The sequence below is a fragment of the Paraburkholderia sp. BR13439 genome (assembly GCF_040948805.1).
Classification (GTDB): Bacteria; Pseudomonadota; Gammaproteobacteria; order Burkholderiales; family Burkholderiaceae; genus Paraburkholderia; species Paraburkholderia youngii.
In genome coordinates this window covers 517,384-530,078 of sequence record NZ_JBFPKN010000003.1, presented here as the reverse complement: position 1 = coordinate 530,078, position 12,695 = coordinate 517,384, and the positions used below count along the sequence as shown (strand labels likewise).

Annotated in this window: 15 protein-coding genes; 5 read left to right on the top strand and 10 right to left on the bottom strand. The window is 65.6% G+C overall.

All coding sequences use genetic code 11. The features are described from left to right. Positions 1 to 262 precede the first annotated feature (262 nt). Positions 263 to 1,123, top strand: a complete 861-nt coding sequence (gene nadE, locus AB3X96_RS09230) for an ammonia-dependent NAD(+) synthetase (protein ID WP_368589470.1) — start codon at positions 263 to 265, stop codon at positions 1,121 to 1,123. Positions 1,124 to 1,231: 108 nt separating this feature from the next. Here nadE and AB3X96_RS09225 read toward each other — a convergent pair whose 3' ends face one another. The 6 genes from AB3X96_RS09225 to AB3X96_RS09200 form a co-directional block, all read right to left on the bottom strand. Continuing rightward, positions 1,232 to 1,507, bottom strand: a complete 276-nt coding sequence (locus AB3X96_RS09225; RefSeq protein ID WP_368589469.1) for an RNA-binding protein — start codon at positions 1,505 to 1,507, stop codon at positions 1,232 to 1,234. A 5-nt stretch (positions 1,508 to 1,512) separates the two neighbouring features. Then, a complete protein-coding gene (locus AB3X96_RS09220) occupies positions 1,513 to 1,839 on the bottom strand; it encodes a hypothetical protein (RefSeq protein ID WP_368589468.1) in 327 nt (108 codons plus the stop codon). Positions 1,840 to 1,916: 77 nt separating this feature from the next. Next, entirely contained in the window at positions 1,917 to 2,267 is a 351-nt protein-coding gene (locus tag AB3X96_RS09215; protein ID WP_368589467.1) for a hypothetical protein, read from the bottom strand. A 72-nt stretch (positions 2,268 to 2,339) separates the two neighbouring features. Further along, on the bottom strand, positions 2,340 to 3,014 hold the full coding sequence (locus AB3X96_RS09210; protein ID WP_368589466.1) for a hypothetical protein: 675 nt from the start codon (positions 3,012 to 3,014) through the stop codon (positions 2,340 to 2,342). A gap of 184 nt (positions 3,015 to 3,198) precedes the next feature. Continuing rightward, positions 3,199 to 4,863: a S10 family peptidase gene (locus tag AB3X96_RS09205; RefSeq protein ID WP_368589465.1), complete on the bottom strand. Its 1,665-nt coding sequence runs from the start codon at positions 4,861 to 4,863 to the stop codon at positions 3,199 to 3,201. A gap of 78 nt (positions 4,864 to 4,941) precedes the next feature. Beyond that, the gene (locus AB3X96_RS09200; RefSeq protein WP_368589464.1) at positions 4,942 to 6,501 is read right to left on the bottom strand and encodes a protease pro-enzyme activation domain-containing protein; all 1,560 of its coding nucleotides are present in this window, start codon (positions 6,499 to 6,501) and stop codon (positions 4,942 to 4,944) included. 273 nt (positions 6,502 to 6,774) lie between these two features. On the opposite strand from AB3X96_RS09200, the gene AB3X96_RS09195 reads away from it, so the two are divergent. Then, positions 6,775 to 7,287, top strand: coding sequence for a DUF1993 family protein (locus AB3X96_RS09195; protein ID WP_368589463.1), 513 nt, complete (start codon positions 6,775 to 6,777; stop codon positions 7,285 to 7,287). Between the two features lie 35 nt (positions 7,288 to 7,322). On the opposite strand, the gene AB3X96_RS09190 is transcribed toward AB3X96_RS09195, so the two are convergent. Next, positions 7,323 to 7,649 carry a YnfA family protein gene (locus tag AB3X96_RS09190; RefSeq protein WP_368589462.1) on the bottom strand — a complete coding sequence of 109 codons (327 nt, stop codon included), beginning with the start codon at positions 7,647 to 7,649 and terminating at the stop codon, positions 7,323 to 7,325. Positions 7,650 to 7,880: 231 nt separating this feature from the next. Next, the gene (locus tag AB3X96_RS09185; RefSeq protein ID WP_368589461.1) at positions 7,881 to 8,561 is read right to left on the bottom strand and encodes a LysE family translocator; all 681 of its coding nucleotides are present in this window, start codon (positions 8,559 to 8,561) and stop codon (positions 7,881 to 7,883) included. A 156-nt stretch (positions 8,562 to 8,717) separates the two neighbouring features. On the opposite strand from AB3X96_RS09185, the gene AB3X96_RS09180 reads away from it, so the two are divergent. Continuing rightward, the gene (locus tag AB3X96_RS09180) at positions 8,718 to 9,188 is read left to right on the top strand and encodes an Lrp/AsnC family transcriptional regulator (protein ID WP_176105629.1); all 471 of its coding nucleotides are present in this window, start codon (positions 8,718 to 8,720) and stop codon (positions 9,186 to 9,188) included. 86 nt (positions 9,189 to 9,274) lie between these two features. Further along, the gene (locus tag AB3X96_RS09175; RefSeq protein WP_013091435.1) at positions 9,275 to 9,508 is read left to right on the top strand and encodes a hypothetical protein; all 234 of its coding nucleotides are present in this window, start codon (positions 9,275 to 9,277) and stop codon (positions 9,506 to 9,508) included. 66 nt (positions 9,509 to 9,574) lie between these two features. Here the strand turns inward: AB3X96_RS09175 and AB3X96_RS09170 are convergent, their stop codons facing one another. Together AB3X96_RS09170 and AB3X96_RS09165 are read right to left on the bottom strand one after the other, a co-directional pair. Further along, the gene (locus AB3X96_RS09170) at positions 9,575 to 10,051 is read right to left on the bottom strand and encodes an OsmC family protein (protein WP_368589460.1); all 477 of its coding nucleotides are present in this window, start codon (positions 10,049 to 10,051) and stop codon (positions 9,575 to 9,577) included. Positions 10,052 to 10,096: 45 nt separating this feature from the next. After that, positions 10,097 to 10,480, bottom strand: a complete 384-nt coding sequence (locus AB3X96_RS09165; protein WP_368589459.1) for a hypothetical protein — start codon at positions 10,478 to 10,480, stop codon at positions 10,097 to 10,099. A 153-nt stretch (positions 10,481 to 10,633) separates the two neighbouring features. Here AB3X96_RS09165 and AB3X96_RS09160 point away from each other — a divergent pair, with 153 nt between their 5' ends. Then, positions 10,634 to 12,637: a VTT domain-containing protein gene (locus AB3X96_RS09160; RefSeq protein ID WP_368589458.1), complete on the top strand. Its 2,004-nt coding sequence runs from the start codon at positions 10,634 to 10,636 to the stop codon at positions 12,635 to 12,637. Positions 12,638 to 12,695 lie beyond the last annotated feature (58 nt).

The window sequence follows — 12,695 nt, the reverse complement described above, 5'->3', positions numbered from 1 at the left end:
ACGATCGATGTTACGCAGCGAATTGACGCGTGTCGATGAATATACCCTCTAACTTACGACCTCTTCAAAAACGATTGACTATTTCCCCGCAATCGACATATCAGTGAAATGCAATTAATTCGCAATTAAGCTGGTCATCGGAAAATCAGGCCACAAAAGCGAAGGACGATTTCATTCGACGAAAGATCGCCCGAATACGGCGGCACATCCCGATACTCGAGCCCTTTCAAGCGCTTTTTCTCTCGCGAGGACAACAACGATCATGGCTCCATCCGATCCCGCCGCCCGCCAGGCCCGCATCGCGGCCGAAATGCACGTCACCGCTAAATTCGACGCAAGCCGCGAAATCGAGCGCCGGGTCGATTTTCTGGCGAACTATTTGCGCAACAGCCACCTGAGAACTTATGTGCTCGGCATTAGCGGCGGCGTCGATTCGACGACGGCCGGGCGTCTCGCCCAACTCGCGGTCGAGCGTTTGCGGGCGAATCATTACGACGCGCGTTTCGTCGCCGTGCGTCTGCCTTACGGCAAACAGCACGATGAAGCGGATGCACTGGAGGCATTACGTTTCATTCGCGCCGACGAAAATCTGACTATCGATATCAAACCCGCCGCCGATGCAATGCTCGAATCGCTCGATAAAAGCGGTGTGTCGTTCAAGGACGAATCACAGCGGGATTTCGTGCACGGCAATATCAAGGCGCGCCAGCGGATGATCGCGCAATACGCGGTGGCGGGTGCGCGCTCCGGTGTCGTGATCGGCACGGACCACGCGGCTGAATCGGTGATGGGCTTCTTTACGAAGTTCGGCGACGGCGGCGCCGACGTGCTGCCGCTCGCCGGGCTCAGCAAGCGCCGCGTGCGCGCGCTCGCGCATACGCTCGGCGCGCCCGACGCGTTGGCGCACAAGGTGCCGACCGCCGACCTCGAGATGCTGCGGCCGCTTCGCCCCGACGAAGACGCGTACGGCATCCCGTACGACGCGATCGACGATTTTCTCGAAGGCAAGCCGGTCAGCGATACCGTGCGTGACGTGGTGCTGCAGTTTTACAACGCGACGCGTCACAAGCGGGCGCTGCCGTACACCCCGTTCGACTGGCAGGCGTCACCTGATGGGCAATGACGAGGCAGCGAAGCGGGCTCTCAAACGAATAAAAGCGGTGGACCTGCGCGCGACGCCGCGCATGTCCACCGCCTTCGAAAGGAATCGACGTTACTGAGCCGCCTACACCTACGGCGCTCGCTGCTCCGGCGGCGGTTCGTCGGTGAACAGATCGGCGCTCGCTTCGAGCGGCTGGCCACCCAGATGCTTGCCGTGAATCTGCCGCGCGATCACGTCGCCGACATACGGCACGCTCGCGTCGAGTTCCACCGTCGCGTAGGCGTTGGGCTTGCCGGCGTCCACCACCTCGACGTGTTTAGCGTAGTGGCCGAGTTCGCGCTTCAAGAAATCCCGCACATCCTGCTCGCTGCACGATTCGGCGATATTGCGCACAGTCAGGTTCATGCGGACTACCCTCGCCGTGCCCGGCGCTCAGTCAGTCGGTCAGAGCTGGAGACACGCACCGGTCGCAGCGCGACACGCTGCTTCGTCTGAGCCACGGCCAGCGCGCGAAGTGCGACGACGCCGGTCGCGCCGGCCAATCCCAAAGCGAGCAATGACAAAAAGAAAGCCATCGTTCCAATCTCCTGTGCAAATTTCATCCTGTTCTCAGGATAGCCCGCTTCGACAGCGAACACACTGTGACGCAGTGTCGTAGGCAACGGCGAAACACCCCCGTCGATGCACTGTACCTGAATCAGTCGCGCCAATCCTGAAAACATCGGCTGCTTCAGCACCTTGCATGCCTGGCACGCAGACACATCGTCAAAGGCATCCTGCGGAGGATGTCAGCAAGGCGGGCTGATCGCGCCGATCAGTCGGCCGCTTGCACGTTCGCCGCGCTCACCCACCAAGTATTTTTACCGTGCGGCAGGCGGACCAGCACCGCGGAAGGATCGTCGACGCCGTCGTCGGCGATCTGGCAAACCGGCAGGCCGTCGGGCAGACGCTTCACTTCGCCGGCGGCCTCGAACAGCGCGATTCGCCGCGCATCCAGCGGGCGCAGCTGCCGATACACGTCGAAGCTGAGCGCCGCGGGCACGTCGCCGCGAATCTCGAGCTCATTGGCACGCGCGCAATGCGCGGGCGCGGCGGCAACCGCGGCTGCGCTGCCGCTCAGGCAGCCGATGGTCAGCGCAACGGTGGCGAGGCGGGAATGGGTCATCGTGTTTCTCCGAAAAAAATGAGGGGCAGCGAACCGTGGTTCCGCGACGACTGCGGCAGCGCGCGAATGCGCTCAACGCTCGCGCTCATGCGCGTCGCCGCGCCGGTTGTCTTCGCTGTCGGGGCCGTCGTCGTCGCCAGTCGCGACGTCTAGCCGGCTCACGTCGCACGACGCCTGGCCAAAGCCCGCATACACCGCCGACCAGTTGCCGACGATCGCCGCTTGCGCCTGCGTGAGACTCAGCTTGCCTTCGCAGACGCAGCGCTTGAGCATCGCCGCCGCGCGTGCCTTGCGGCGCTCGCCCCGCGGGCCGGCCCACGGCAACAGATCGAGATTGGCCGGCGCATCGGGCGATCCGCCGAGCATGATGGGCACGTGCCGGTCGAGCGCAAACGCGGCGCTGTCATCCACATCGATGCCGCGCGCGGCAAGCATGCGGTCCTTGTGCGCCATCAGTTCGTCGAACGGCGGCGCGACGGTTTCCGCATAACCGGGGCGGCAAATCGTCCGGCCGATCGATTGCTGGGTGACGCGGTCGTCGAGGACGTCGCTCGGCTGCGCGGCGGCGTCCCCGATGCGCAGCGCGATCAGTGCGCCGACGGTTACGAACAGCGCACGATGTGTGATATGCGCGCGCGGTCGAACGACGCTCTCGCGCCCGAGCCGCGGCGCGTTGGCCGCGTCATTGCTGCTGGTGATGTCGCGGGAAAGACCCCGCCGATGCGTGTCTGCGATGCCTGCGTTCATTCGTCTGCGCGCCGGCGGCACGCGGTAGTTCAATTCGCAAGGCAATTAAAACACATTCAATCTGGATGAGCACAAAAGCCCGACATGGCAGCGCACCGTTTGCCGGCTCGCGGCGACCGCCGCGAGCCATAGCAGACCGGCACGACGCGACGTCGCGATGTGTCCCGACGCCCCGCCACCGCCGCTACTTCGCCACCCGCGCCTGCAATGCGCGGATCCGCCCGAGCGCCTGCGCGTCCGACACCGTCTCTTCGTACATCTTTGCGAGGTCGGCTTTCAGCGCGGTGCGCGAACCGCCGTCGAGATACACCATATGCCCCGATGGATAGAACCGCGCCGACAGGTTCTGCCGCACCTGCTGACTGACCAGCGGCATCTGCTGCAGGTCGAGCACGGTTTGATAGAACGGCGTGACGAAATCGAAGAACCCGTTCGCCGACAGCACCTTCAGGTCGGGATTGAGCGCCATCACGGCCGCAAGGTCGCCGGCCGTGTACAGAATGATGTTGCCTGTCGAGTCGACGCCCTTCTGCGCGCCGGTCGGATCGATATGGCTGAAATCCCAGTACTTGAAGGCCTGATCGTTGAGGTCGGTGAACGACGAGTTCGACGTGTACTTCAACTGCTCGTTCAGATACACGTTCCACATCGTCGTGTAGACGCCGGTGACCGCGGTCATCGTCGGATCGTTGCCGCCGGAGTTCGGGTCGATCTTGCCGGCGATGCCGGTGTCGATCGCGGTCACGCGGCCGTCGTAGGCGCCGAGCGCGAGGCCTTGCGACTTCAGCAACGTGGTCAGGAACAGCGAATTGCCGCGGCTGTCGTAGCCGGCGATGTCGAGGCTCCACGCGAGCAGTGTCGTTTTGTCGATACCGGTGTATTCGCTGAGTTTTTCGACGGTCGCGGTGTCGGTGGTCGGGAACTTGCGCAGCGCGGCCAGGTAGTCGGTGCGCGCGAACTGCGCGACCTCTTCGGCGAACGTGCCGAGATCGGTGGGCCGCGGCGCGACGCCGAGTTTCTTGTGATACCACGCGTCCGCGGCCGCCGTGGGCAGCGCGCCGACCGGGTTGCCCGACTGCGTGTAATCGAGAATCGAAGACTGCAGAGTCACCCCGTTCAGATCGACGCCATCCTCGTGCAGCCGGTACGCGAGCACGCAGCTGCGCGCCGTGCCGTAGGACTCGCCGAACAGATACTTCGGCGAATTCCAGCGGTTGTTTTTGGTCAGAAACCGCTTGATGAACTGCTTGATCGAGTCCGCGTCCTGATCGACGCCCCAGAAATCGCGATTCTTCTTCGGTGCGATCGCCGCCGAATAGCCGGTGCCGACCGGGTTGATGAATACGAGGTCGCTTTTGTCGAGCAGGCTGTCCGGATTGTCTTCGAGCGAATATGGCGCCGGCGGCGTGAAGCCCGGCATCGACGTCTTGATGCGGCGCGGCGCGAACGAGCCGAGCAGCACGAACACCGACGACGATCCCGGCCCACCGTTATAGAAGAACGTGACCGGCCGCGTCTCTTCCTTCTGATTGTCCTGCGTGAAAGCGACGTAGAACATCCTCGCCGACGGCTGCGAGCTGCTCGGATCGACGATCACCAGGTGGCCCGCAGTCGCGGTGTAGTTGATGTTGTGCCCGCCGATGGTCACCGAATGATGCGTGAGCGCGGCCGTCTCGACCGTATCGGTAACCGAATCGTCTGGGCCGTTGCCGTAGGCGACCGGGTCGAAGAACGGCTGGTCGCCGGCTTTGTGCGGGGTGCTCGTGGCGGTGGACGCGCCGGCCGAGGCCGTGGCGTGCGTGTTGTGCGGCGAATGCTGGCTACCGGAAGCTGATTCTGTATTCGTCATGATCGCTCCAAGGGTTGTTTTATTGCCGTGCGTCCTCGTTCTTACGTCTTGTTGTTGTGTGATGCGCTGTGTTGCAGACTATAGTGCGCCCGCCACCTTCCCGCCATTGGGACTGCCCAGGCCCGTGCAGGCGTCCCACCCCTTCGACGCCGCAAAGCTGCCGTTGTTGCCCTCGGTGATGTCGTTGCACACGCCCGTCGCCTTGTACAGTTTCGCGTTGACGAAGCCGACCGGTTGCCCCTTCGCCGCGTTGATGCGCGCGATCAGCCCCGCCCACAGTGGCGCTACCGCGCTGGTGCCTCCCACCACCGTTTGCGTTCCGTCGACCAGCACGTCGTAGCCGGTCAACGGCGAGGCATCGCCCGCGACGTCCGGCACGCCGCGCCCGCTGAGCGGCTGGCTGCCGCCGGCCGTCATCGTGGCCGACAAACCCTGCTGCCATGCCGGCACCGGAAACGCGGTGCTGATGCCGCCGCCGCTCGCGCCGCCCTGCGCGCCGTCGTTCCACACTACCTCGCGCGTGATCGCCGAACCGGACGCGCTCAGTTGCGTGCCGCCGCAGGCGAGCACGTACGGGCTCGACGCCGGGAAGTCGACCTGGTCGCCGCCGCCCGAGCCGTCGCTCGACCCGCTGTCGCCCGACGCCGCGCAGATCGTCACGCCGAGCGCCGCCGCCGATTGCAGCACGCTGTTGAGCGCATTCATCGACTGGCCGGTCCAGACCGACTCCGGCGCGCCCCAGCTGATCGAAATGACCGACGGCTTGTGGGTCGTGTCGTGCACCGCGCTGCTCACCGCGTCGATGAAGCCGGCGTCGCTGTTCTGCGTGAAGTACACGGCGATGGTCGCGTGCGGCACGAGCGCACCGACGATCTCGATGTCGAGCGTAACCTCGCCGTCTGGCCCGTTCGGGTCGCCGCTCGGCTTGTTGCCGGCCTGATCGACACCGACCGCGGTCACGGTCGGCTCGCTGACGCCGAGGCTCGAGAAATAGGTCTTCAGGTCCGACGTGTTGTAACCGCCGCCGAGCTCGATGATGCCGACGCACTGGCCGCCGCCGTCGCCCTGCGGAAACTGGTAGAGCGACGCGAGCTGCGGCGGCGTGAACGACTCCTGCTGCGCGCGCGCCGCCACGAACGGCGGCCGGATACGGAAGTGCGGTCGCGCCTGCGGCCGGTTGTCGAGCCCTAGCACCGCCTCGACGACGCCATGCAGATCGTCCGGCACGCTGATCGTGCCGGTGCGGCCACGGAACTGGCCAGCCGTGTGGTGCTGGTAGCGTTCGAGCTTCACCTCGAACGCGCTCTGGAATTGCGCGATCGTGCCGCTCAGCAGCACCGAGCGCGCCGCCGGGTCCTCGCGCACGACGGCGAGCCCATGCGCGGCCGCAAACGCGCGGACCTTCGCGATGTCATCGGGCGCGGCGCCGTAGTCCTGGGCGAGCGCCTCGCGCGACAGCGGCTTCACGCTCGGGTCGCCGGCTTCGATGCGTTTCATCAACGCGTCGAACTGCGCCTGCTGCTGGCGGCGCAGCATCACGAAAACTTCGATCCGCTCGGCGGGATCGCATTGCCCGATGACCGTGGTGCCCTGCGCGACCTTACGCTCGCTGCCTGGCAATGGGTGCTTGGTGACCATGGTGTCGACTCTCCTGTTGGCGTGGCTTCGCACACGGTCAGCCACGCGCCTGCACGAAGCGCATCGTTTGCGCGATACGCGGCAGGGGTTGTTCAAGAACTTCGTCCAAGCGTCCGACCAAGGCATTCGAACACAGTTCCGACGCGTGCGGCAGTCGTCCGAATGGCTAATGCGCGGCGCGGATGCGACACGCTATGATGCTGGAGCGGCATTCCCGCCGTTTCAGTGCCGCGCGCGCCGCCCGCGCGCACGATCGAGAAATCAGAGGAACCCATGTCAATTTCGATGTATCAAGCATCACTGCCTGTGCTGATTCGCGGCCTCACCAACCTGCAGGCCATCCTCGGCAAGGCCGAGGCGCATGCCGCCGCGAAGCAGATCGAACCGTCGGTGTTCACCAATGCCCGGCTCGCGCCGGACATGCTGCCGCTCGTGCGCCAGGTGTATATCGCGAGCGATACCGCCAAGGGTTGCGCGGCGCGCCTCGCCGGCGTCGAGCCGCCGAAGTTCGAGGACGTCGAGCAGACTTTCGATGAACTGCGGGCCCGTATCCAGAAGACGATCGATTACCTGAAGGAATTCAACCCGGCGCAGATCGACGGCTCGGAGAGCCGCACGATCACGCTGAAAATGCGGCCCGGGCCGATCGAGTTCACGGGAGCGTCGTATCTGTTCGGTTTCGTGCTGCCGAACTTCTTTTTCCACGTGACGACCGCGTACGACATCCTGCGTCATAACGGTGTCGAGCTCGGTAAGCTCGACTATCTGGGCGGGATGCAGCAGTAATGGGAGCGGGCGGGTCGTCGATCGCGGTGCCCCGCTCACACGTGCAGGCGCGGCTGGAATGCGATCACCGCCATGCCGGCCAGCGTCAGCGCGGCGCCTGCGGCGTCCCACAGCGTGGGCCGCACCTCGTCCACGAGCCACAGCCATGCAATCGCCACCGCCACGTACACGCCGCCATAGGCCGCATACACGCGGCCCGCGGCGGTGCCATGCAGCGTCAGCAGCCAGGCGAACAGCGCGAGGCTTGCCGCGCCTGGCAGCAACAGCCACGCCGAGCCGCCCTCCTTTAGCCAACGCCAAGGCAGGTAACAGCCGAGGATCTCGGCAATAGCGGTCACGACATACAGCAGGAAAGTTTTCATCGACGCACGTGAGAACGTGGTTGTGTCGCCGCGCGTGCGCGCGGCCGCTGCGCTCTCAGCTTTATTAACACAATCACTTGGCATCGTGCGCGCTGCACGTGCGACTGTGTCGATATCTGAGCATCGCAAGAAAATTATCGAGGACCGGCCGCGGCGCGAGCGCAAGCTGAAGAAGTGAGCGGCGGGCGTCGCCGGTCGGCCGCTCACGCAGTCTCACGCCGGCTTCGAGTCTCAATCCAGCGAAAGTCGCAGCGCGAAGCCGATCAACGCAGCCGAAAACGTCCAACGTTGCAGCGTTTGCGCCAAAGGATGGGCGCGCATCCAGTTGGCGATGCGGGCGGCGCCGATCGCATACAACGCGTCGAAGCATGCGCCGATCGCGAGCAGCACGACACCGAGTTCGATCATCTGCCACGCCACCGGCCCCGCTTCCGGCCGCACGAATTGCGGCAACAGCACCGAGCAGAACAGTAGCGCCTTCGGGTTGAGCAGATTCGTCAGCAGACCTTTGACGAACGCGGTCCGCAACGGCCGCGCGCCTCTATCCGCATCGCTCGGAGGAGTGGATTCCACTCGCGACGCGCCGGCCGCTTGCCTGTCGCGTGCACCGGCGGGCAATGCGAACCCGGGCGAGCGGAAAATCTGAATCCCGATCCACGCGAGATAGACCGCGCCGGCATAACGCACCGCGTCGTAAAGCCACGGCGCGTTGCGCAGCAGCGCCGCCATGCCGCACGCCGATAGCGTCACGTGCGTCGCGCGCGACACGCCGAGCCCCGCGGCGGCAGCGAAGCCGCTGCGCACGCCGCGCGCGATGCTGGTTTGCAGGATCAGCGCCATGTCCGGCCCGGGCACCGCATAAACGACGATCAATGCCGCCACGTAGACGGCCAGCAGGTGAGCGGAAATCATCGGAGCCTCCTTGTAGTTCGAGGCTCCATCTTGCTATCGGAAGCGGGGCGTTTGCTGGCGATTTTCGGCCCAGACCAATCCAAAAATAGCGGAATACGCTAAGATTTCAAAATCTAATGGCGCCTTCCACCAACCCGCAGCAAGCACCTTCCGACCATGTCCGCCGACGATCTCGACAAAACCGACCGCGCGATTCTCGCCGCGCTGCAAAACGACGGCCGCATGTCGATCGCGCGTCTCGCCGACATGGTCGGCCTCAGCGAAACGCCGTGCGCGCGGCGTCTGAAACGTCTGGAGAACGATGGTTACATCGACCGTTATCGCGCGGTGCTGTCGCGCGCCGGGCTCGGTCTGGGCGTGGTCGCATTCGTGCTGGTGCGCTTCGCGGTGCACGACCGCGTGGTGTCGACGCGCTTCGAGCGCGAGGTGCAGGCCATCCCGCGTATCCTGTCGTGCCACAACGTGTCGGGCAGCGCCGACTATATCCTGCAGATCGTCGCGCGCGACCTCGACGACTACGGCACCTTCATGCGCGATGAACTGCGCAGCCTGCCGGGCGTGACGTCGGTGGAATCGGCCTTATCGTTGCGCGAAGTGAAAGCGTTTGGCGGTCTGCCGCTGTCCTGAACGCGAACGTGGCATAGTCACCCCTTTAGTCCCCTTTAGGAGCGGCGCGAGCCGTCCCGACGCAACCCGACGACCCCGGAGTTCTCATGGATCACGACAAGGCGCGAGCCGAAGAAACCGCCGCAATGGAACGCGTGTTGACCGCCACCAAGCGTGTGCAGACGGCGTTCGCGTCGCTGCAATCGCAATTCCCGCCAGCAGGCAGCGGCAAACCCTCGCAATTTGCGTTGCAGACTTTCGACGCCGCGCTGCAGGAACTCGAAGACGCGCAAGCCGCGTTCGACGAACTGCTCGGCGATCTGCTCGACGGCAATCGTTGAGCGTTAGCGAGCGGCTGGCCGGCGCCCCGCCCGCCGGCTCGCATGCCTGGCGCCGCCGCCCGCGCCTCAACGCGCATCCGTCTCCACCATCGCCTCGCAGAGAATCGGAAAGTTGACCGAGTTCGCGATGTAGCACTTCTGATGCGCGACGTGATGCAGATGCATGGCCTGCTCGACGTCGCCGCCCGCGCGGATCGTCACGCGCGGGCGCAGCACGATCTGCGAAAAGCGGCCTTCGTGAGCGGAATCGAGCATCGTGCCTTCGGCGTCGTCGCGATAGTGGAGCACCACGATGCCCGCGTCCGAGCACAGATGCAGGTACCAAAGCTTGTGACACGCGCTCGCCGACGCGACCAGCAGGTCCTCGGGATTCCAGCGCGTCGCGTCGCCGAGAAACGCCGGGTCCGACGAGCCCGGAATGTCCGGCTTGCCGCTGGAAGAAATCACGTGGTCGCGGCCGTAGTCGCGGTAGCCGGAGGTGCCGCTGCCGCGGTTGCCGGTCCATTGCACCGATACGCGATACTTGTGCTCGCCGTGTGCCATTCCCTTCCCCTGTGGTCGGATCGGATCTGCATTCTATCCGCCGCCCTAGCGCGGCGGCGCCGCGCGGCCGGTCACGTTCGGCGCGCGCGGGTCGGGACTCATGTAGAGCGCCGTGCCGTTCGCGCGCATGTTGTTGAGCGCGCCGCCCGAGCCGGTCGCGCCACCGGCGCCGAGCCCATACGAGCCACCCGCCGACATGCCCGGCCCCGGCATCGCACTCGGACTGACGCCGGTACCGATGCCCATTGCGCCGCCGGCAGCCGCATTGCCGCTGTCCGCGCTGGTGCCCGCGCCGGTGCCCGCACGAGTTCCGGCTTGGCTGCCGCCAGGATTGCCCAGTTGCTGAGCCTCGACCGTCCCCGTGCCCCCCACCGTCAACAGCGTCACGAGCAACGCCGACCCTACGATCCCACCGGTTGCTGTCTTCATAGCTCCCCCCAAGCGCATCGATCCGCCGAGCCACGATATCTATTCTGAGCCGATCGCCCGACCGCTGCAGAAGCGCCGCCCCCGCCCGCGCCCACCGTTTGCCCGTGCGCGTTATGATCGATCGTCACGCCCGAGAACCGCCGATCGCGCACGATGGAGCACGCCTACAGCCACCTTTTGCATCTGCTCGCCGGCCACTCGACGTGGATGCTCGCGGTCGTGTTTCTCGCCGCATTTTTCGAATCCATCGCGGTCATCGGCACCTTCGTTCCCGGCAGCACCGCGATGTTCCTCGCCGGCGCGCTGACCGGCACCGGCTCGCTGAGTCTTGCCTGGGTCTTCGTGTGGGCGATCGTCGGCGCGGTCGCCGGCGACGGCGCCAGCTTCTGGCTCGGCGATCGCTACAAGGAGCGCATCGTCACGCTGTGGCCGTTCCGCGCACACCCCGGCGTACTCGACACGGGCCAGCGCTTCTTTCTGAAGCATGGCGCGAAGAGCGTCGTGCTCGCCCGCTTCATCGGCCCATTGCGCGCGATCGTGCCGGTCGTCGCGGGCATGATGGGCATGCGGCCGCTGCGCTTCCTCGCGATCAACGTGCTGTCCGCGCTGTTGTGGGCGCCCGCGCACATCCTGCCCGGTGTCGCGTTCGGCGCATCGGTGCTGCTCGCGGGCGCGGTGTCGTTCCGGCTCGTCGTGATCATCGCGATGCTGGTGTGCATCGTGTGGCTCAGCTTTCGCGGCGCGGGGTTCCTCGTATCGCACGCGAATGCGTTGTCGAGCGCGGCGGGCCGTCATCTCGGCAGCTGGGCATGCCGACATCCGGGTCCGCTCGGCCGCATCGCGCGCCGCATGCTCGACCCCGACACGCCCGATGCGACCCATCTGCTCGCGACATCGCTGATCGTGCTGGTGGCCGGCGCGCTTTTCTTCGGGGTCCTTGAAGACGTCGTCAGCGGCGATCCGTTGACCACCATCGATCTGTCCGTCTATCACTTCCTGCAATCGGTGCGCACGCCGTGGGGCGACACGGTACTCGCGGCGCTCGGGACGCTCGGCAGCGGCATCACGCTGCTTGCGCTGGTCGTCACGGTTGCGCTGTGGATGGTATGGGAGCGGCGCTGGCGCACGATCACCTACTGGCTCGCCGCGGTCGTGTTTTCGCAGCTGCTGATTCTCGGCCTGCAACTCGCGATGCGCCGCGCGCCGCCCAATGAGTTGATGACAGGCCACTTCGTGTTTCCGAGCAATCACGTCGCCGCGACGGTGATCGTCTACGGCTTTCTCGCGTTTCTGCTCGCGCGTCGGGTCGATAAGCTCGAAGGCGTGCTGGTTGCCGGAGCGAGCATCATCGTCGTGATCGTGGTGGCGCTCGCGGGCGTGTACTTCGGCCGCTACTGGGTGTCCGACGCGATCGGCGGCGCGGCGCTCGCCTATGTGTGGGTCGCGCTGATTGCGCTGACGGCGATCTGGCGGCATCCGCGGCCGCCGCCGCCGCGCCGTTTCATGCCGCTCGTGGTGCTCGCGGTGGTCGTGCTCAGCGTCGGCCTGCAGCTCGGCGTCGCCATGCCGGCGCCGCCGAACACCGCACCGCAACCACCACCCGTGCAGTTCACGCAGGCGCAGTGGAAACACTCCGAGTGGCAGCGGCTGCCGTGCTATCGGTCCGACATGGGCGGCGATCGCAAGGAGCCGCTGACGCTGCAATGGGTCTCCGAACCCGCTTCGATCCGCGAGCTACTGCGCGCGCGGGGCTGGATCGAGGGCACCGACGTGTCCGCGCACAGCCTGCTGTCGCTCGCTTCGCCCGACGTCGCGGCGGTGTCGCTGCCGGTGCTGCCGAAGCTGAACAATGGCGTGCCGTCGTCGCTCGTCTTCATGCGGCCGGGCGAATCGCGCGAGGAACGTTACGTGCTTCGTTTCTGGCCGAGCGCCTACGCGGTCGGCAACGGCACCGCCGCGGCGCCGCTGTGGGTCGGCGCGTTTGCGCACGAGAGGCTGACGCGGCCGTCGTGGCCGCTGAACATTCTGCGCATCGACCGCAATGGAACTCCGATCGACGCGCGCACCAGCTTGGGCGAAGAACTCGGCGCGACGGTCCTCGCGGAAGTCGATTGTCACGGCGTGCCGGTGTCGCTGCTGGTCTCGCCGATGGAATGAGCGCCACATGCAGGTTACCGAGGCAAGCCCCGACTCAACGACTCGATAAAGGAGACAA

Coding starts and splice junctions, on each gene's coding strand:
- nadE (WP_368589470.1), top strand. CDS start 263: ATGGCTCCATCCGATCCCGCCGCCCGCCAGGCCCGCATCGCGGCCGAA.
- AB3X96_RS09225 (WP_368589469.1), bottom strand. CDS start 1,507: ATGAACCTGACTGTGCGCAATATCGCCGAATCGTGCAGCGAGCAGGAT.
- AB3X96_RS09215 (WP_368589467.1), bottom strand. CDS start 2,267: ATGACCCATTCCCGCCTCGCCACCGTTGCGCTGACCATCGGCTGCCTG.
- AB3X96_RS09210 (WP_368589466.1), bottom strand. CDS start 3,014: ATGAACGCAGGCATCGCAGACACGCATCGGCGGGGTCTTTCCCGCGAC.
- AB3X96_RS09205 (WP_368589465.1), bottom strand. CDS start 4,863: ATGACGAATACAGAATCAGCTTCCGGTAGCCAGCATTCGCCGCACAAC.
- AB3X96_RS09200 (WP_368589464.1), bottom strand. CDS start 6,501: ATGGTCACCAAGCACCCATTGCCAGGCAGCGAGCGTAAGGTCGCGCAG.
- AB3X96_RS09195 (WP_368589463.1), top strand. CDS start 6,775: ATGTCAATTTCGATGTATCAAGCATCACTGCCTGTGCTGATTCGCGGC.
- AB3X96_RS09190 (WP_368589462.1), bottom strand. CDS start 7,649: ATGAAAACTTTCCTGCTGTATGTCGTGACCGCTATTGCCGAGATCCTC.
- AB3X96_RS09185 (WP_368589461.1), bottom strand. CDS start 8,561: ATGATTTCCGCTCACCTGCTGGCCGTCTACGTGGCGGCATTGATCGTC.
- AB3X96_RS09180 (WP_176105629.1), top strand. CDS start 8,718: ATGTCCGCCGACGATCTCGACAAAACCGACCGCGCGATTCTCGCCGCG.
- AB3X96_RS09175 (WP_013091435.1), top strand. CDS start 9,275: ATGGATCACGACAAGGCGCGAGCCGAAGAAACCGCCGCAATGGAACGC.
- AB3X96_RS09170 (WP_368589460.1), bottom strand. CDS start 10,051: ATGGCACACGGCGAGCACAAGTATCGCGTATCGGTGCAATGGACCGGC.
- AB3X96_RS09165 (WP_368589459.1), bottom strand. CDS start 10,480: ATGAAGACAGCAACCGGTGGGATCGTAGGGTCGGCGTTGCTCGTGACG.
- AB3X96_RS09160 (WP_368589458.1), top strand. CDS start 10,634: ATGGAGCACGCCTACAGCCACCTTTTGCATCTGCTCGCCGGCCACTCG.